This is a genomic window from Sphingobacterium alkalisoli, from assembly GCF_005049105.1.
Classification (GTDB): Bacteria; Bacteroidota; Bacteroidia; order Sphingobacteriales; family Sphingobacteriaceae; genus Sphingobacterium; species Sphingobacterium alkalisoli.
In genome coordinates this window covers 291,716-310,999 of sequence record NZ_SUKA01000002.1, presented here as the reverse complement: position 1 = coordinate 310,999, position 19,284 = coordinate 291,716, and the positions used below count along the sequence as shown (strand labels likewise).

The 19,284-nt window shown below is 39.7% G+C and carries 20 protein-coding genes; 7 read left to right on the top strand and 13 right to left on the bottom strand.

The annotated features are described in order from the left end of the window. Nucleotides 1-26: 26 nt before the first annotated feature. Nucleotides 27-5,042 carry a DUF4132 domain-containing protein gene (locus tag FAZ19_RS06980; protein ID WP_136820003.1) on the bottom strand — a complete coding sequence of 1,672 codons (5,016 nt, stop codon included), beginning with the start codon at nt 5,040-5,042 and terminating at the stop codon, nt 27-29. 274 nt (nt 5,043-5,316) lie between these two features. On the opposite strand from FAZ19_RS06980, the gene FAZ19_RS06975 reads away from it, so the two are divergent. From FAZ19_RS06975 to FAZ19_RS06965, 3 genes are all read left to right on the top strand, one after another. After that, nucleotides 5,317-6,036, top strand: coding sequence for a carboxypeptidase-like regulatory domain-containing protein (locus FAZ19_RS06975; RefSeq protein WP_136820002.1), 720 nt, complete (start codon nt 5,317-5,319; stop codon nt 6,034-6,036). A gap of 106 nt (nt 6,037-6,142) precedes the next feature. Further along, complete coding sequence (locus FAZ19_RS06970; protein WP_211245454.1) at nt 6,143-6,433, top strand: hypothetical protein; 291 nt, start codon at nt 6,143-6,145, stop codon at nt 6,431-6,433. Next, on the top strand, nt 6,406-6,699 hold the full coding sequence (locus tag FAZ19_RS06965; protein ID WP_136820001.1) for a hypothetical protein: 294 nt from the start codon (nt 6,406-6,408) through the stop codon (nt 6,697-6,699). The genes FAZ19_RS06970 and FAZ19_RS06965 overlap by 28 nt, the downstream gene beginning before the upstream one ends. Nucleotides 6,700-7,321: 622 nt before the next feature. Here the strand turns inward: FAZ19_RS06965 and FAZ19_RS06960 are convergent. Both FAZ19_RS06960 and FAZ19_RS06955 read right to left on the bottom strand, forming a co-directional pair. Next, nucleotides 7,322-8,185 (bottom strand): hypothetical protein, encoded by an 864-nt coding sequence (locus FAZ19_RS06960; protein ID WP_136820000.1) that lies wholly within the window; start codon nt 8,183-8,185, stop codon nt 7,322-7,324. A 111-nt stretch (nt 8,186-8,296) separates the two neighbouring features. After that, nucleotides 8,297-8,662: a winged helix-turn-helix transcriptional regulator gene (locus FAZ19_RS06955; protein WP_136819999.1), complete on the bottom strand. Its 366-nt coding sequence runs from the start codon at nt 8,660-8,662 to the stop codon at nt 8,297-8,299. Between the two features lie 144 nt (nt 8,663-8,806). Here FAZ19_RS06955 and FAZ19_RS06950 point away from each other — a divergent pair, with 144 nt between their 5' ends. After that, on the top strand, nt 8,807-9,487 hold the full coding sequence (locus FAZ19_RS06950; RefSeq protein ID WP_136819998.1) for a YceI family protein: 681 nt from the start codon (nt 8,807-8,809) through the stop codon (nt 9,485-9,487). A 114-nt stretch (nt 9,488-9,601) separates the two neighbouring features. On the opposite strand, the gene FAZ19_RS06945 is transcribed toward FAZ19_RS06950, so the two are convergent. Continuing rightward, nucleotides 9,602-10,588, bottom strand: a complete 987-nt coding sequence (locus FAZ19_RS06945; RefSeq protein ID WP_136819997.1) for a quinone oxidoreductase family protein — start codon at nt 10,586-10,588, stop codon at nt 9,602-9,604. Between the two features lie 113 nt (nt 10,589-10,701). Here FAZ19_RS06945 and FAZ19_RS06940 point away from each other — a divergent pair, with 113 nt between their 5' ends. The 3 genes from FAZ19_RS06940 to FAZ19_RS06930 are packed head-to-tail and all read left to right on the top strand — an operon-like array spanning nt 10,702 to nt 11,472. After that, entirely contained in the window at nt 10,702-11,079 is a 378-nt protein-coding gene (locus tag FAZ19_RS06940) for a winged helix-turn-helix transcriptional regulator (protein WP_136819996.1), read from the top strand. 19 nt (nt 11,080-11,098) lie between these two features. After that, complete coding sequence (locus tag FAZ19_RS06935; RefSeq protein ID WP_169305591.1) at nt 11,099-11,272, top strand: hypothetical protein; 174 nt, start codon at nt 11,099-11,101, stop codon at nt 11,270-11,272. 2 nt (nt 11,273-11,274) lie between these two features. Then, nucleotides 11,275-11,472, top strand: coding sequence for a hypothetical protein (locus tag FAZ19_RS06930; protein ID WP_136819994.1), 198 nt, complete (start codon nt 11,275-11,277; stop codon nt 11,470-11,472). Nucleotides 11,473-11,493: 21 nt separating this feature from the next. Here FAZ19_RS06930 and FAZ19_RS06925 read toward each other — a convergent pair whose 3' ends face one another. The 9 genes from FAZ19_RS06925 to FAZ19_RS06885 form a co-directional block, all read right to left on the bottom strand. Beyond that, nucleotides 11,494-12,147 carry an immunoglobulin-like domain-containing protein gene (locus tag FAZ19_RS06925; protein WP_136819993.1) on the bottom strand — a complete coding sequence of 218 codons (654 nt, stop codon included), beginning with the start codon at nt 12,145-12,147 and terminating at the stop codon, nt 11,494-11,496. A 278-nt stretch (nt 12,148-12,425) separates the two neighbouring features. Then, nucleotides 12,426-12,947 carry a hypothetical protein gene (locus FAZ19_RS06920; protein ID WP_136819992.1) on the bottom strand — a complete coding sequence of 174 codons (522 nt, stop codon included), beginning with the start codon at nt 12,945-12,947 and terminating at the stop codon, nt 12,426-12,428. A gap of 112 nt (nt 12,948-13,059) precedes the next feature. Next, on the bottom strand, nt 13,060-13,731 hold the full coding sequence (locus tag FAZ19_RS06915; RefSeq protein WP_136819991.1) for a hypothetical protein: 672 nt from the start codon (nt 13,729-13,731) through the stop codon (nt 13,060-13,062). Between the two features lie 8 nt (nt 13,732-13,739). Continuing rightward, nucleotides 13,740-14,885, bottom strand: coding sequence for a TetR/AcrR family transcriptional regulator (locus FAZ19_RS24090; RefSeq protein ID WP_211245453.1), 1,146 nt, complete (start codon nt 14,883-14,885; stop codon nt 13,740-13,742). Nucleotides 14,886-15,284: 399 nt separating this feature from the next. Beyond that, the gene (locus tag FAZ19_RS06905; RefSeq protein WP_136819990.1) at nt 15,285-16,136 is read right to left on the bottom strand and encodes a nucleotidyl transferase AbiEii/AbiGii toxin family protein; all 852 of its coding nucleotides are present in this window, start codon (nt 16,134-16,136) and stop codon (nt 15,285-15,287) included. After that, the gene (locus FAZ19_RS06900) at nt 16,133-16,771 is read right to left on the bottom strand and encodes a type IV toxin-antitoxin system AbiEi family antitoxin domain-containing protein (protein ID WP_136819989.1); all 639 of its coding nucleotides are present in this window, start codon (nt 16,769-16,771) and stop codon (nt 16,133-16,135) included. The genes FAZ19_RS06905 and FAZ19_RS06900 overlap by 4 nt, the downstream gene beginning before the upstream one ends. A 625-nt stretch (nt 16,772-17,396) precedes the next feature. Beyond that, a complete protein-coding gene (locus FAZ19_RS06895; RefSeq protein WP_211245452.1) occupies nt 17,397-17,975 on the bottom strand; it encodes a hypothetical protein in 579 nt (192 codons plus the stop codon). Between the two features lie 31 nt (nt 17,976-18,006). Next, nucleotides 18,007-18,750: an SDR family oxidoreductase gene (locus tag FAZ19_RS06890; protein ID WP_136819987.1), complete on the bottom strand. Its 744-nt coding sequence runs from the start codon at nt 18,748-18,750 to the stop codon at nt 18,007-18,009. After that, complete coding sequence (locus tag FAZ19_RS06885; protein WP_136819986.1) at nt 18,747-19,283, bottom strand: YfiT family bacillithiol transferase; 537 nt, start codon at nt 19,281-19,283, stop codon at nt 18,747-18,749. The genes FAZ19_RS06890 and FAZ19_RS06885 overlap by 4 nt, the downstream gene beginning before the upstream one ends. Between the last annotated feature and the right edge of the window lies 1 nt (nt 19,284).

The window sequence follows — 19,284 nt, the reverse complement described above, 5'->3', positions numbered from 1 at the left end:
ATGAACATCGAATATGCTGGATTTTATTACATATTTATCTGTGCTAATATAGTCGGATCCTTGATCTGGTTGTCTTGGGCCAAATAACGCATTTTACTGATAATCTCCGCTGATTTGGGATCATTATCTACAAACGGTAAAAATACCCGGCCACGATGTTGGCTGTGTACCGGAATGATGGCGAGTTGTCTGCCATTTTTGCTTACCATTCCACTGCCCAAATGTATTGAGTAATCGGCTAACTTGCCGTTGATCAGAATATGGCGTTCTTTAATTTCAACATTGTCCAATCCGAACAGCTGAGCGCTTTCGCGAGCCAATGCTGCTCTCATCTGCATACTGCTGTGACTTGCTTCCGGATCTACCTCCCCAACGTGTGCCACGCTAACGACTAAGTCCATATCGCGCATCACCTCAGAAAAGATAACCGGATCGATAGCAGTAACAGGTAAGAGTGTCCTGTCCTTAAGTGAATAAAAACATATCAACTCTAAAGTGGGTGCTTCAACATCGGAAGGGGTATACCAATCGGCCATAGCAAACATGGTGACTAAATAACCTTGTTTATGAAATACCTTTTGAAGGCCTTCTTCATAACTCACCGTCCAGCCTCTACCACGTAATAAAGCAATTGTTTGCTGTGGCTGAATCTGATGACCTTGATAACGTGCAGAACGTATACTTTGCTCCAACTCGTCGGCAGTAGGCACGTATAGCTCCCGAAACACTTGTTTGAATGGTTGCTGAATAGCTTGTTCAAATAGATGGCGCTGATACAGATCCCATTGGATTGCTTGATAAAGGTGATAAGGGTGGGCAATGATGAGCTTAGTCGACTCTGCAACCGTAATGATTACTCCATCCCTACCAATCAACCCCTCTTCAGTCCAGAACCCTGATTCTTGTGAACTTGGAATATAGAGCACCAGTTTGCTTAACATAGCGCTAACAATGGGATGATCCATAATCTGCCGCAACTCGGAGACACTATACTCATCGCCTCTCAGCATGGAATTTTCGAGTGCGAGTTTTGTTCTGGAAAACTGTTTGGATAGATAGGATTTTCCTTCTTTTAAAACTGCTATATCTTTATTCTTTTTGTATTTGTCCGGAAGACTTTTTAAATTCTTACCATTTCTGCTGATCAATAATTCGGCTTTCCCTTCATGGTCTACCATCAGCTGCACCTCAAGATCGTCTACCTTAACAACCGCATCTCTTAGTATTTGCTGGGTGGCTTTACCTTCCATTGCCCATACAAACCGTATGCTATCTTCAAAACCGGCATTGCGGGCCAGGTTGTCCAAACCTATTTCTACAGCATTTTTCTCGCTTTCCTGCCGCTGGGCCCCAAACTGTTTGCTTTCTTTGAGAAATGTCTGCAGGATATGGTATCGCTTTAATAAATCGGCTTCGGGATTAGCCTTGGATATGGGGATAAGTCCCAGAGCCATCACATAATCTTTATCACGCTTTTCGGTTATCTTTTTAAGTGTTTCTGTAATCTTGGTTTCGCCTAATAAAACGGAGGAATAGATTTTTACGCGTCGGTAACCCATTCCGTCAGATAGATATTTGGCGGATTCATGGACGATCTTCCAATTGGATTTACCGAGATTAGCATATACGCGATGAAACCAGTCTATGTCAATGGCGCCTTTCTGAAAATCGTTTTTAGGCACATTGGAATAACGAGATATAATGGTTTCTTTCTCGGCATCCATATAATCGGTCGTGTGCGCCAAAAACCACCATACTGCTTCTTCCAAACTGGCAATACGCATATATTCTCCCAACCAATCTGCCCATTGCGTCGCATAACAGGAGACTTCAATCAGCCTCTTCTTATCGATCGTACTGTTCTTTAGCTCTCTTGCAAATTCGACATACTCCTCATTCGAGGATGCTCCGCTTTTCTTAAGTATATGACTGAAGGTGTATTTCTTAGCTACATTTGCTCCATAGCTATAGCCTCGGTCAAAGTTCTCCTTTGCCATTCGGTTAAGTACGTCAAAGAAATACTTCATTCCCTCGACTACTTGTATCTTCTCAATAAAAGGAGAAGCCTCTGTCGGAATATCGCCGCGTTCCAATTCGACCGCTAGCATATTTTTCTTTAATACCCCATTGATTTCGGGAATAGTGTAATGTTTTAATCGATGCGAATGATAGTTCTGCCCTCCATCTAACAAGAAGAATAAATCTTTGTTGATCAAGGATAGAAACAGCAGATCATCCTTGTTAAGCTGATGATGACTATAAAGGTTAAAGATGAGTTCAAAATCTGGAATTTCTATTTTGATTCTCTTTTCGACATCTAGCACATCGGCCAAATGGGGTAACACATCTTGAATGGTAGTAATGGACTGCCCTCGCGCTATTTGTTGTGCCACGATAAACATCTTTAATTGGTATAGTCTAAACAACTGCTCACGCGAATAGAAACTATAATCACTTTCGGATATCGTATAAAATAGCGTACCGATTAAATTTGTCCAATAAACATCTTGACTATAATAATATTGCTGTGGATTTTTGAAGTTTTGACTTTTTAATTGGTCGGGAAAATGATGAATCGCATCTTCTAAGACATCCAATTTATAGGCCGCCCAGGTTTGATGATCGGTAAAGACATCCATGAGGCTACCGAGTATTCTCATTACCTTCTCTGAATTGCTTTGATAATAATACTCAGCCTTGTCGAACTTGATACCGGGAAATACCGGAAGATAAATCTCCTTAAACTCCTTTAGACCAACGTGCTGATTGCCATCGTAGTAGTGTGCATATATATAAAGCATGGCAGCATGAATTTCGAAGTCATTCAGATCGGCCTGTTGATACCAGCTCTTCCATACCTCGGCTAAAGGTAGATTATCTAGTCTCTCTTCGTACGTCGCATGCTCATCCAACTGTTTTATCCCTTGGAGGGAATTTCCCAAAAGTGTCGTTTCGAGCGCTCCTTGATAGCCTTGAAAACTATACTCGTATTTCCCGTATTGTTCAAATAGATCGAACAGGTCGTTGATCGCCTTGGTGGTCTTGCTAATATTAATGATATCTTCAAAGAGAAAGCGCTGCTGCTTAAAGGACAATAGTTTTTTCTTTGGACGTAAAAATTGGCTTTCCGGAATTTTAAAGTCGGTCAAGTTCGAATAATCGATAGCTCCAAACCCATTTTTGATTCCATACTGCGGCCCTGCTGTTTCCTTATTTAACTTTTCTAAGAAAACTTCTTCGTTCCTACTGAGTTTTCTTAAGCGGTAAGCTTCACTTTGTTCGTTTACGAAGTGCTTCCATGTTTCTTTCTCCTGAAGTAAGGTAAACATTTCTAATGCTGCCAAGCGTTGATCTATGTTGGCAGAACTTATAAGACGTAAAAGCGACGTCCTCAGGATATCGTCAGACTGATTCAACAACAGTTGGATGCTGACCTTACGTTGATCTTTTCCTTTCCGAGCCAACATCGCTTCGAGTTGCGCAATATCGTCCGGAAAAAGATCCAAGGAACGCATGAGCGTCATGCCGGTAGCTGAAACGGTCGTGTTGCGATCGGAGATAGCCTGGCGGATTACCTTTCTTTGCCAAGAATTTTCTTCAAGTTCCAGCTTCTCTTTTTCTTGTTGGGCTTCATATCGTGATGACCAACTATAGGTATAGTGGTCTGGAAATATCTTGCGCATTAATTTTTCACGGGAACTGGAGGGGACGACGCTGAGGTCATTGGCTAATATGACAAACTGATGTGGCTGTGCATATGCAATGATGACATCGTAAAAATATTCTGGTTTGATTGTGTAATTTTTCCAAGAGAACCCTCTTTGCGAAAACGTCTTACCTGCGGTAGGTAGCTTTGATACAGACTGGATCATCTTGTCGAAAAGAATATCTGACAGTGTATGCGGGGGCAAATTTACCAACACCCAGTAATCTAGTTCTATATCCTCTCCAAAAATTTTCTCGGCATATGGAATTAAATCGGTGTCGGTCCGCTCGGTTTGATTTATAAAGAATAAGCTGACAAGCTTTTTAATCTGCTGTGTGCTTTGATCGAAAACCAACTGAAAGGCTAGGAGATTAGCAGCATCCACATCTTCAATAGCTTTGGCCCAAAGTGCCACGTACAACTCTAGCTGATCTTTACTGTTAATAGCATCATTGATTTGATTTGGGTGTTCTAAAAACCCTAAGGCCAATTCTAAAACACGTTTAATCGTATTCGTTTTGGGAGCGTCCCACCCAAAACCAAACCACGTATCTACGGCTCTAACGACAGCCGAAAAACGCATTAGATTATGACCCAAAATAACCTTTATGAAACGCTTTAATGCTTTGACGGAGGTAAAATCCAAAGTTTCTAAAATGGTTTGTCGTAGCCCCTCTTGCTGTTGCGCAGCCAGTAGTAGTTTTTCGACCAACAAATGGTTTGCGTCGTCATCAGTTAGTAAAAGCCCCCTTATCAATTCCTTGGACACCCCTCCTATCTCGTCCTCGCCTTGAATTATTTCTTCGAGTAATGGATAGTACTTCAAAGGGTCTTCTTGAAAAACAACAGCATAGAACAATCCATTACTCATCATACTTTGATAGACATCGTACCGGATCTGGTCTACAACATTCATCGAATTGAATCCTGAAGCGCCTGCATTGTAAATGGATTGTAACGTATCTAGTTTAGTTTTTGTATACGATAGAGAAGGATCGACACGGAATGGCCTCCGACTATATCCATTTTGATAGGGTAGACTATCCATAAAATCCCACATACGACCTACATATGGTCCTATTATCTCACCAAACAATAGATTGGCCAACTGAAGCCCTTCTTTGTTATTCCAAGGATTTAAAGTGGCATCGGTACCGAACTCTTTTTGGTATGCTTTGAAGCCTGCAGAGTAATCTGAATAATCCCTAACTAACTGATTGATTATAATCAATCCCAATACCTGATATGGTTTGGAAAATTTGTCGAATTGACTTTTTGTTATGGAAATTTTTTCGTGTTTTTGAATAAATTCTCTGGCTTTGTCGGAAGAAATCATAAAAGAAATTTAAAGCTTCATTAATCTAAGTGTGCTTAATACAATCTTTCTAAAAATAGCAAATTATTGTTAAGGAAAAAAGAGAATCTCGTTAAGTCTAGGATATTTTGGACGGAAGCTGATTACAACATTTTAAAACTAAACGAAAAAGAATATAACCCACATACGAACTTTTGATTATCGCTAGATTCGAAGGGTGCATCTTTGCTATCCTCGCTAAAAGTGATAACTTTAACGGAACAAAAGCCTGAAAAAATACGAGCTCGGTTACCCTATGAAAACAGAATTATCATTAAATATTGATCGCCCTTGTGGGGAGCACTGGTCGGGGATGCCGGAGGACACTAACGGCAGATATTGTGACCGTTGTGCAAAATCCATTATCGATATGGTAAATCTTTCGGATGAAGAGATCGTTGAGCTAATAGCACAAAATCCGTCGAAAATATGCGCTCGGCTATCCACGTATCAGATAAATAGACCGATCATCATAAAATCTAAAAAAAGGCTTCCATTTTATAAAATCGTATCGGGGTTATTTTTGATCAGCTCGGCAAGTAGTGCGTTTGCAACACAAAAACTTATGGCACCTAAAGAGCTGATGCATGACACGATCAATAGGAAGGATGATTCTATATCCATCACCAAATCATCGGAAAGTCAGGATAGCATGAGGAATATAATCCAAGGTATGGTAAGTGATGCGAGCGATAATAAAGGCTTAAGTAACGTACTTGTTCTGGTCCGCGGCACGAACATCGGGACTGTCACTGATGAAAATGGTGGTTTTAAATTCAACGCTCCTACCGACATGCCCATTAAGGATATAATTCTCGAAGTCAATCATCTCGGATATCTGAGTACGTCTGTACACGCATATAATAAATCGAAACGAACAGCGACCTGCGAAATATTCCTTACCCCAGATAACAATGCGTTAATTGGTGAAGTCTGTATCATTAAAAGGAAGAAATGGTGGCAGTTTTGGAGGTAAGACAATTGGTGCCATGCAATCGAGGAAGCCGACTGGGAAATGGAGAGCGTTATCGGAACAGATATATCTAAAATTAAAGAGAAAGGAATAGGATAATATAAACTAAATGGATAAGGAGACTGCAAAATACCTCGTCACGTATTTCTTTAGACTGTTACCGGATGAAGAAAAATTAGCATGGAAGCATCATTCTTCTATATTAAAGCTGGAAAGCAACGACAATCCGAAAGCGATGGAGGTATATAAAAGAAAGGGTTGGATAACGGATGAGAAAAAGATATTAGACTTATTGATAGAAGGATATGATAAATTTGAAGAACGTAACAGCCTATTTTCTTTATCGATAGTGTCCAAGTTGATCAGTCTGAAATGCAAAAATATGATGCAAACCAAATAGCATCAGTAACAATCGTTAAAGACAGTACTTATTTACATATATATGGGAATACCCCCGGTAGTGTATATATTGAAACCAAGAGCTTTAGTAGGAAACGCTTCATTAATTATTTCAGGTCGAAATCGATCGAATTCAAACAGCTGTTGGATTCACTGGAAAATGACAACAGCTTTCAATACATCCTCAACGGAAAAGTCTTAGCAAAGAATTATGAAGGGAATCTGGCTGCCATAGACGAAAAAATTTCAAATCGCTCATCATTATAAACAAAAAAAGAACTGACAATTAGATATAAAAACACGAATAAAGATTTTGGAATATTGATTGCGTCAGATATTCCTGAATATTTGTACGATGCAAAAAACAAATTTTAACCGAAACCAATGAACCCAATCTCACCGCATCGACATCTACAGTAAGTGGTGCAAAAATAATACATTGCGTTATTGTAAATGGGTAGTATATGGCGGTCGGCGCTGCTCCTGGCATAGGTAAAAGGGAGAACCATTTTGAGGTTGTTAAGTTTTGTTAAACCAGCTATGGGCTATAAAATTTGGTATTTTGTTTGCCCCGATATTAGTATTCATAATTTAGGTTAATAATTGGTTAGTTAAAAATCCTGAAGCTCCCCGCTTCAGGATTTTTGTTTGGTAGTTGATGGAAGAATTGGAGTGGTAACGTCTTAGTAAAAGATTACATGATGTATTATATACTGGCACAAAAAAAGCGTCTTGAATTACCAAGACGCTCATTATATTTTTTATGAAATGTATGTTACAATGCCTTTACCTGATCAATGCTAAGACCTAAAGACAAATAGTAAATGACAGTTGACAACCTCATTACATTCATTTATCCATGGCACTATACTGAATTATAATATTTTGTTTATTCTTTCAGACGAATGCGCTTACCATCCCAAGAATACTTCTGTCGATGTTTAGTCTCCGAATATTGCAACTCCTCCGCTTCATAATCGATGATCTCTCCCTGCACAATATCTTTAATGATTAGTCCAGGTTCTAAGTGATGCTCTATAGGAAACAGTATCTTCTCTTCATAATAGCTTACGCCGGCATCACTCACTGAACTTTTAGAAAACATATCGACAAAATTTTCACCGTTCCATCCAAGATAATAGTGTGTGGTAGGAATTCCACATGCCTCACCATAGAAACCAACTCGGTGAATATACTGTAGACCTTCCAAACCCATATCTGGCAAAAGTTTGCTTTCTGTATATGTTTGACCATTCCTATAGACAGGGTAATGACTTCTGCCCATTAACTTGTTATCTGGGGTCAAATACTTCACTTCGCAGATATACGCGTTCCCACTATATTCCGAAGGCTTCTCGTAGCGTAATAACCCGTGGATGAACTGGTTACCTTGATCGTCGACTTGACGTCCTAAAGCGAGCAACCCCAGCCAGATAAATCCTTTTTTTATGTGTCCATTTTTTTTATATTGAACCTCGTGCCAAGGGGCTTCATACCCTCGAATAGTACGTTCGTTATAGCCATCACTCGTTATGTGCAGTATGGTTCCGTGCGTTAATGAATCTAAAAGATTGCCATCCGTATCGGGATAGTCTCGAATATACGCGACATCTGCAAAAACATAAGCTGTATCTCCTTTCTGCTTGTTCCATAAGTTATATCCCTCATAGACCTGATAAGCGGCTGGTGTATCCAGTTGTGCATACGTCGCGAAAGACACCAGCATGGAGAATAGTAGGTAAAATCTCTTCATCGCTCAAAATAAATGAAAATATAAAAATAATGCAATAGCTAAAACCCTGTAATTCAACTGGAATGAGCTTATCACAATCTGTGATAAGCGATCCGGTTCCAGCTTGCCTTATTAATCAGTCTTGCCATGCAATCTATTTCTATAGAAAACACCCCAATTTGCGATTTCATCTATGATCGGTTCCATCGTTTTTCCATATTCCGTGACTTCGTATTCGACCGTTATTGGTTTTGTGTCGACGACGGTCCTTGTTACAAGCTGGTTCATTTCTAAATCTTGCAATTCTTTGGAAAGCATTTTGGCAGCAATACCATCAATCTCTCGTAAAAGATCCATAAATCGCATTTTCCCACCTTGCAAAAGCGTTCCGAGAATATGAATTTTCCATTTACCTGACAAGACTTGCATTGTGTCTGTTATTGCCGTTATTCTAACCTTACATTCTAAGGACTTCGTAACCGTTTTACTCTTTAACATGCTGGAGTTTTTTTCAAAAATAAACAAACGAAAATTACTTACCAATTGGAAACTAGTTTCCAATTGGTAAGTAATGCATTTTTTAAACCGACCTTATATTACCTTTGCAGCACTATTTAGACATTAATAACAGTTAAATAAAAAATGAGAAAATTATCAGCTTTAACAATCGTTGCCGCGTTAGCATTGGCGGCTTGTGGAGGTAATTCCAACACAGACAAAGTACAGACATCAACAGCGCAAGAGGTTGCGACGGAAAAAGGCACCGTATTCCAGCTTGATCGTGCGAACAGCTCTATAAAATGGAAAGCCTACCATAAAGGTGGTTTCGATCCTCGGTTTGGAACACTGGAGAGTGAAGGAATCCTGACACTGGAAAATGATGTGATTGCAAGTGGCAAATTCACCATCGACATGAATTCTTTGCGCACGGATGATGCTGCTGTAGATGTAGCGAAAACAGACGGAAAGACAGCTGCTGATTTAGATGGACACTTAAAAAACGAAGATTTTTTCGAAGTTGAAAAATATCCTACATCGAAATTGGAAATCACCTCTGTAAGATCTTTTGATCCTGCAAAAGATCAAAGTGTACTAGCGGATGCAACAAACGTTATTAGTGGTAATCTAACAATTAAGGAAAAAACGGTAAATATATCTTTCCCAGCGAAAGTATCCATCAATGAAAACGAAGTAATTGTACAATCGAAATTCACCATTAATAGACAGGATTGGGGCCTTACTTACGGAACGGATGGCGATCCTAAGGATTGGATGATTTCACAGGAGGTTGACTTGGAATTTGATATCACCGCAAAAAAATAAATATCGCTGTTCACTAGGTGGCTTCAATGCGAAATACCATCTACGTGAAAGCAGAGAGGCGGGCATCTTAACATTCCCGCCTCTTCGTTAGATTTTTGTACTTATACAGCGAAACTACGGTTTCAATATCACACTGCCTGTCGTTTTTCTGGATTCTATATCGGAATGAGCATGGGCTGCGTGGTGCAATGGATAAACAAGAGGGGCCTCCAAAATAATCTTGCCATTCATCAACAGATCAAATATCTCAGTTAATCCTTTACCGCTTTTGTCCTGGTATAAGGGGTAGTTATTCAGCGCATCAAACGCAAATTTGATATTTCTGCTGTCCATCAGCTCTTTATCAATCTCGGGCATCCCAGAAGACCATCCATACAAAACGGCGCTGCCACCATCTTTTAATAGAGACAGGGATTTTTCGAAAGTGGCTTTACCGATACCATCATAAAAAACATCTATACCTTTTCCATTGGTATAAGAATGAACAGCCGTTACCAAATCTTCTGAACTTAAATCAATCACCTGTGTAAAACCTCGTTTTACCACAATCTTCTTTTTCGCTTCACTTCCTACTGTTCCGATAACAGTTGCTCCCAGAGCTTTCGCCCACTGACTTAAAATACTGCCCACACCTCCGGTCACACCATGAATCAAAACCACTTCAGCAGGTTTTAATGCATGACTTTGTTTCAGCAACATATGAGCCGTAAGCCCTTTTATCATGACCGAAGCCGCTAAGTCAAATGGAATTTCACGAGGAAGCTTGAATATCTCATGTTGATCGATATTTCTGCTTTCGGTATAAGCACCAAATGTTTTATAATAGGCAACATGATCGCCCACTTTATAATCGACAACCTCAGGACCAATCTCTTTTACTATACCTGCAGCTTCAAATCCAATAATGACCGGGTAATTCTCTACGGGAAAAGAACCGTTTCTGTAGTAAATATCGAAAAAGTTTACGCCAATGAACTGCTGAACAATCTGTACTTCATTTATTTTGGGACGCAGTAAGTCTCCGTGTTGGTATTCCAATACTTCCGGTGCCCCAATTGTCTTTATTTGTACAAAACCTGTTGTTTTATGATCGTGTTCCATAATATTGTATTATAAATTTCTGACACAAAATTACCGCGTATCATACATATATGCAGTATCACTTTCATAGGGGGAAGCACTTCCCTCGAGGAAAGTTTTTGTAAATTTGGAGTATGGGAGAAAAACTGGTCAACGGAAAAATATCAAATGAATGTATGCAACATTTCAATTCTGTGAAGGATGCACTCTATGTTTTGGAGGGTAAATGGAGCGTATTACTGATAGCAGCCCTTGCCTCCGGTAAAAAACGCTATCTCGAATTGCAGCGCATGGTTGAAGGGATCGGCCCCAAAATGCTTTCTAAAGAATTGAGCAAGTTAGAATTGAATGGCTTGATCAGCAGAACGCAGCTCAACACCAAACCTATAACGGTTGAATATGAGTTGACTGAATATGGGAAGTCATTACAACCTCTTATAGACGCTATAGGAGAATGGGGAAAAGAACACCGTGAAAAAATCAGGAAAGAGATCTCGGCATCAAGAAAGTAGTGAAATTAAAGCCTGGGGAATGGGTGTGAATAAGTTGGCATCTGAGGAGTTTGTAGCTATTATTCCCGGTGCGAGTTCAACCGATCAGGTTAAAAGCAATGTAAAATCCTGGAAATCTGAAATATTGGTTGATTTTTGGAAAGAATTGAAATCAGCAGGTCTTATTTACGAAAAAGCCCAGCCGCCAGCATAACGATGGAGTATATTACGTTGAACGACGGAAATTCTTTGCCGCTTTTAGGATTCGAAACTTATAAAGCGAGTAAAGAAGAAGCAATCGAAAAGCTAATCCAAAATGCAAACATTACCTTGACAAACGGAAATGAATGGCTATGGAATTGCCCAGAATGCTCCCTGCTGGCGCCGGAACCGACCGAAGAGAGCTCTGCGTAGCAAATATTGTTGTTATGATATTTATTCTATTTCAAATTCCGCGAAAATTTCATATTCCCTTTTTGATCTTGAATAGTCACGCAGATGATAGCGCTTCAATACCCGGTACTTTCCTGACCGGTAGTTGTGCCTGTCCGGAAACAGCGCCACCAGGAAATCCCGCGCCGTGAACGGAAGTATACCGTAACCCAGATCTTCAAATCCTACATTTTCCGGAGGGGAAACCTTGTTCCATTTTCCTTGATCCTGAAATTCCACGGTATAATGGAGGCCTGTTGTTAAAGTATCAGATGTGTAGTTATACATCCTAACACGTAATGTGTCTTTTATTTCAGATGCTATCATTGAAGCACCCAAAACTGAAAGGCTTACTCTGGCCTCGGTTGAGGAATCTGCCTTCAAATCAATCGACGGTAGCGAGATATCCTGAAATCTCTTTCCTGAGATGAACATTGGAAGGGGATTTATTTTACTGCTATCCTTTGTATTACTTTCATCTGCCCTGGCAATCATCCCTAGGCTATCGTCCGCTGCCGTCTTTTTCACAGAGCTATCTGTCTGGATCAATGATATCGGTACGGACTTCTCGGATACTTTCCCGGTATCACTCCGCTGTTGGCAGCCATAAATAAGGATAATAAGCAGGCACAGGATCAATTTTGGGTGATTTTCCATGGAGTATGTGTTATGGCTTTGCCGTAGTTATAGTTGTTTTATTCTTTCCTTTTATGATAACCACCTTGTTCGTTAACCACCATTTGACACCCACTTTGTCATGTTGATGTTCAGGAATAAGCAGGTTGAAACTACTGGAAAGTGAATTGTCAAATCCCCTAAAAAAATATGGATATAAGTTTCCCCTTGCTCATCTTCAATAAGGTTAACATCTTCTGGCGGCCTAATTCTCTATTTAATTGCCAATGATTATGAAGCTTAAATGAAATTGGAAAAAATTACAACTCTACCACAACGATCTCTGGGAAAGTTTTTCCTTCATATTCAAAAACGCTAAAAGGATGGTCTACAATTCTGATGTCTGTTATCGAATAGTAATAGGGAGACGAGCAAGGATCATTAGTTTTGTTTTCTTTCTTGATGCTGGTATACGCTATTACAATAGACCCAAAATCATCCATTTGGATTTTGTACGAATGCTCACCTTCTGTCTCGGGAATGCCAACAAGTCTTACAATGCCGTTATTAGGTGTGGGTCTCCCCCCAGGGTTATAGATAAGCCCCGCACTTTTGTGGATTTCTCCCGTCACAGCATTAGTTACTTTAATACTCGACACATCTATGTCGTGAATTTTAAACAGGCTTTCCCCCGTTTCCTTATCGAGGAATATTACACCAATTTGGTTTGGCATTCCCTCACTCAGTAAGTTTGCGCAAGGGTCTTCCGTTCTTTGACAGCTTACAACCAAGACTGTTATAAAAAAAATTGCTCCATAGAGTTTATATAGTTGTTTTTGCATGATTATTTTATTATTAATTATCGTTATGTAATGATGATTCCCGAAATCTAGCCAAGTCTTCTTCTGTTGCAGGATATACGGCAGCTACTTCCAACTGATAAGCTCTTTTGGGTTATTTAATGGAATACGTTAGCCGATACTCCTTGATCGCAAGCGTGTCTCGTTCTGTCATTGTTTTGATAAACGATTCGTTAAATTCGTTGGATACGGTGCCGAAAGAAAGACCTTTGCGGTTACCGCTTTCATCATACCGGACCAATTTATAATAGAGCCGCGAGACTTCGAGTGCCTGCTCCCCGTTGCGCACGACGAGTTGGATGTTATAGCTGCCATCCGGATTGAGGTCGATACCGTATTTAAAGAGATTGGATTTAACGATGGGATCGTCCTCCACCTGATTGGTTGCGGACGATTTCAGCACCGTTGCATCGCCGGTTTCGGTTACGTCGGTGATTTTACTGAAAGCGGAGTATTTTATGATATCCTTACCTTCAAATATAAAATAGGAATCAGCGAACCAATCAGGATCTTGCTCCGTAAACTTAGACCAGTAGGAAATATACCCGGTATTGGTTTTTTCGGAATAAAGGCGATCCAGAAAACCCATAACGGTTTTTTCGTGATGATCGGGATTCAGTTCCGTTCCACCTACAAAAAAACGCATCTCTGAGACCGGCACGATGGCATCAAAAGTCGTCTGATACGGATATTTTGAAACTTCTGCTTCCTTGGTGCATGCGGAAAGAATGCTTAAGAGACTTAATAAAGGGAATAGCTTTTTCATTTTAATATTTAAGGATTGATCGTAAAATCAGCTTTTTCAAAAGCCTTATGTATGATGCTGTCCAATGCGTTTTTGATCCGTTCTTTGCCCTGTGGCTGGTTAATATCTAACCCGCAAAACGTACTTCCATTAGATTCGGCGTGAAGCGATAGGTAATAAAGACCACCTATCTGCAAGGCCAGTATGGCTCTAATATCAATGCCGTCACTCACGAAATAAGGGTCAACGTGCCGGAGCAACTGTTCTCCCATTTCTTCCCGGCTGTTTGACAGTTTTTTCAGTATTTCGTTTTTTTCGCCGATTTCCCAATGGATAATTTTCTGAAGGGCTTTATCCTTTAGCATCGCTTCAAATTGCCCCTGAAGCAGGGAGCTTACGTTGTCCGCATTGATTTCCTGCGGGTTTTGCACTAGGTTTTCGATGGCGGTTTTCGCCTTGGCGTTCCAATAATCTTTCTGGCGGACGTAGGTCTCTATCAGATCGTCCAGACTGCCGAAATAGTTGTATACCAGCTTCCTGTCCAGACCCGCCTCTTTACAGATAGCTGCTACGTTCAATCCTGCGTAACCACTTTTCTGGATCACCTTTCCCACCGCTTCGATCAGCCTTTGCATTGAGCGTGCCTTCTCCCGTAGGGGACCCGATGAAACCTTTCGGGTTCTTTCTTTCGTTTCTATTACTGTCGATTTTTTCATGGATACGTTGAAATAGCAGGACAAATCTAAACATTTTATCCCATATGTGTGATAAAATATTGTTTTAGCAAATGATATTGGATGTTTTTGCCAGATGAAAATGATTTTTTCATCCTTTCTTGTTGCAATTTTCGTGCTTGTCCTGCCAACAGCAGAAAGCAACAGGCACCGTGTAACCCCGCGGCCCCCAAAGGTACTGTACGTTGAGCGAGTCGGAGAGGTCGTCCCATCCGTAGCTCTTGCGGCGTTCTTCGTGGCGGTAGGTTCCGCCAACCACAACACCCAGCTCATGCCTCCCGAACACAAAGGGCCATCTTTGAAGTAGAGGGTGAATGGGAAGAGAAGTTTCAATTGCGAGATTCCATTGCTAAGGATAAAGGCAGGTTGATCATGGAGATTTTCCGAAACGGGATGTTGGTAGAATCGCTTGATTATAGGGATCTCAACAAGGAAGTGCATTTGTACCCATAGAATCTATCCGAAGCTGCTAGAAATCCTCCGCTCGCGCTGGAACCGACCGGAAGAAACTCTGCGGAGCAAATGTTGCCGGTGCCTCGATATAGAGGCCACGTCCACATCTACGGTAAGTGGTGCAAAAATAATACATTGAGTTATTGTAAATGGGTAGTATCTGGCGATCGACGCTGCTCCTAGCATAGGTAAAAAGGGAGAACCGTTTTGAGGTTGTTAAGTTTTTGTTAAACCAGCTATGGGTTATAATTTTGGCATTCTGTTTGAGTAAATATTAGTATTCATAATTTAGGTTAATAATTGGTTAGTTAAAAATCCTGAAGCTCCCCGCTTCAGGATTTTTTTGTGACACCCCCCTCCAGCTTGAGAAACAAACCCATTTCTTGTTTAGCTGAATTTCAATCTTTGAATAAGATCTAAAAAATATTTTTGACTCCAAATATCAAGCGCATCATCATTGGGTATAAACCTAACAACATCGTCTTTGATATGCTGCACACTAATTCCATTTATCTTTTGTGTAAGTAAATCAAGAACTTCAATTTCAGAAATATCATCTCTATTCCAGTCATTGGTATCTTTTGCACGAAGCAGAAAATGTTTTAAATCCAAAGCAATTCCTTTTTTAATGTACCATTCCAGATCAAACCAATCCCTTCCTTTCACACGGTTTTTCCATTTTCGAAATAATAGGGCATGCATTTTTCCAGCAAAAAGACTTTCTTTTGTAAATGTCTTCACATAAAAAGAGAATGGTTGAAGAAGCAATTTCTCCTCCGTTTCAAATCCGAGAGGTGGCTTTCTGTCGACTTCAATCTTTATTTTCATATTAGGCATCGTTCCAACTCCTAGCTGGGGTGCTATATCTTCCAGCACCAATTCTCTCCAAACGGTATCTGATTTTAAAAATGCAGATTCAACATTAGATTCTATCGATTTATTTTTCTCTTTAATATTTACAGTAATTCCTAAGGCAGCAAATTCTGACTTAATGGACTCGAAATAGGGTTCAAGTGAAAAATCAGCATTTGATTCTAATAACGAAAAATCCAGGTCTTCTGAAAACCGCTCTAACCCATAAAAAACACGAAGTGCAGTCCCTCCATAGAATGCAGCTTTTTCAAAAAAACCAGATCTATTTAACCCTGCTAATGCAATTTCTTGCATTATTTCTCTCATTGCATCAAAAGCTTCCTGATTACTTTGTGGATTGTATTCCTTTAACCAATCTTTTATCATAGTTCGCTAAGCGTCTTTGTTAACATTTTTAAACTAGAAGCTTTGGGAGCAGCTTCAATCCAACTATCGATACCATCAATATCCAAAGCTCTCAATCGATCAATATCAATACGAAGGTCGTCTATAAGAAACGATCGCACCTGAACAATGCTTCGCAGATGTACACCTGAAGTCATCACAATTTTGTCACACAGTGCCTTCTCTGGAGAAGCCATCAAAACGACCTGTCTTGGAGTAAGTTTTATACTTTCAAGGCCAAAAAAGTAATATGGAAGCGATGCTTGTCTATAGGTAAAACGTCCAACTTTCGTATTAACAGTTTTTGATGCCTTAACAGTAACAGAACTAATTTCATATACGCGTTCAGGAATCAATCCATGGTAAGATAAGGCGGTTTCTAACGAAACATAGCTCGGCCCCCATAAATGGTTTGCTATAAGAAATGCTTCTGGCTTTTTGGTTTTACTCTTCGGACCCGGCACATACAATCCTTTCTTTATAGTCGTCAGTAGACCTTCCTTTACCAATTCTCCTATCTTGTCATTAGGGCGTTTATAATCTTTTAATAATGATAAGATTATTTGTCTAGTAAGGGGCTCCTCAGCATAGTTTTCTACTAATTCACTAAAACTCATATGTAAAAATAATAATAAATAATCGGAAAATATCCGATTTTACTTAAAATATTTTACAAAATCATATTATTACTTCGTTACGTGGAGCAAATACATCCCATCGCCTTCTGCTTAGCTAAAAAAAAGGCCTTGGTTAGTGGCTTCCTAGATAGAATATATAATAAATGCTAACTATAACCAACGTTCTTAAGATCGGCGGAAGTACCGTACTGACATCTTCGGTATGTGGTGCAAAAAATAAAGCGGGCGGCTATTGTAAACGGGTAGTATCTGGCGGTGGTCGCTGCTGGCAGCATAGGTAAAAAGGGAAAACCGCCTTGAGGTTGTTAAGTTTTGTTAAACCAGTTATGGGTAATAAATATTGGCATTTTCTTTGTACCAATATTAGTATTCATAATTTAGGTTAATAATTGGTTAGTTAAAAATCCTGAAGCTCCCCGCTTCAGGATTTTTGTTTTGTAGCACCTCCCATATGGGGGAAAACCCATTTCTTGTTGAGCTGAATTCGAGTCTTAGTAAAATCTAAAAAATATTTTTGACTCCAAATGTCAAGTTTTAAGCACCAAAAACTTGACATTAATAAATAATATGTTTTAATGAACCTGTAGTTCGTCGGAAGATAGTTTCATTCTTTTATCAAAACCTGTATATCTGTATTTGTATATTTCCCATAGTGCCCTGCAAATCCAACCATCAATTTGAATGACATAAGCAGTAGTAATGTTTTTAGAGGTATAGGCATTTCTGGATAAAAGCTTGCCAGCAATATTACTAAAGCAAAAAAAAACACGCTTATTTGCAATTGAAAAACGGTTTTTCTGAAAACTACAGCTATACTTGCACCTGTCATTCCAACTGCCATAATCACTGCCGCCGGGATATAAAACTGATTGTAAACAAACATCAAAGCAAGTGTTTGCAGGGTGTGAAACCATACAAAAAAATGTGGCGACAAGCCAGCTTCTTTATAATAGCTTATAGTACTTTTTGTAAAATTACTGACGACACCGCCACCAATATCGACAGACAAAACCGCTATGACGATTATCTCCCATAGTGCAAGGTCTTTTGCATTAAGCATATTGAAAAACATTACTATGATTGCTAATAGATATGTTAATATCAAATCACTTTTATAGGCTTGTTTTCCGTGAAGTTTCCAAAGAGATTTCGGCACGTTGACCATTTTATTTTCTGTACCCACTGTTTCTGATTTAATTTCTGCAAAATGTTTTCTACCGACCTCCAGTAACATCAATGAATATTCCTGTGGAATAGGAGGATTGTTCGGAAGCCAACCAAAAAATGGCTTCTGCCACTTCGTTTGCCAATCCGCCTCTCTTCAGCGGAATGGTTTCTTTTATACGCTCAATCCTATTCGGTTCTCCGCCGGAAGCGTGGATGTCGGTATGAATAAATGCAGGACGAACGGCATTTACACGGATATTTTCGTCTGCCAGTTCCTTTGCTAACCCGATAGTCAGCGAATCAACAGCTCCTTTTGACGCAGCATAATCAATATACTCGAAGGGGGCTCCGGTTCTCGATGCGATGGATGAAACATTGACAATCGTTCCTCCGTTTCCTTCGTATTTAGGCGACATTCTTTTGATTGCTTCCCTGCAACATAGAAACGTACTCAATGTATTGGATTCAAATATTCGTTGTAATCTTTGGCGGGTAATATGTTCTAATCGGCATTGTTCTTCTAGTATTCCGGCATTGTTGACTAATGACGTTAAGTTACCAAACTCCGTATATACTTCTTCAAATAACCGGATTACATCTTCTTCATTGGAAACATCTGCCTGAAAGGCCTTTGCCAAACCTCCTTTTTGCATGATGGATTCTACTACTTTTTCTGCATCACCTTTAGTTTTGTTATAATTTACTGCTACCGAAAATCCTCTTTCAGCAGCAAGCAGAGCTGTAGCTGCTCCAATGCCACGACTTGCTCCTGTTATAAGCATTGTTTTCATATTGTAGCTTTTTTATTATTCACCAACTTTATATGGGCCAGATGATGGTTGCAATGCCAAGCGTACATTCCGATAGCTTCGTCCAGTATAAATTCCGTTCCGTGTTCGGGATGGGTATAGTTCCTTTTAAGCATTTCATCATCCATATTTTTCAAAATAACATACCACCTGTGATGTAATCCTCTTAAAATGGATAACGAAAATTCAACAGGTAAAGATTTACAGTCACTTAGTTCTGCCCACAAAGCTTCGTTATAAGGTTTGATAACCGGATTATTTTCTGTTATTGCAAGTTTGAAGCGCATAAATGCATTGATGTGACTATCAGCACAATGATGAACCACCTGTCTTACTGTCCAACCACCCTCTCTGTATGGCGTATCAAGAAGATGATCGGGCATTGGCTCTATTTCATCTCTTAATACTTCAGGAAATACTCCGATAATTTCTATCCATTTTGCTAATTCCTCTTTGGAAATAACCAACGGTTTTACAAAAAAACCGATTGGATATTTTAAATTTTGGTCTTTCATT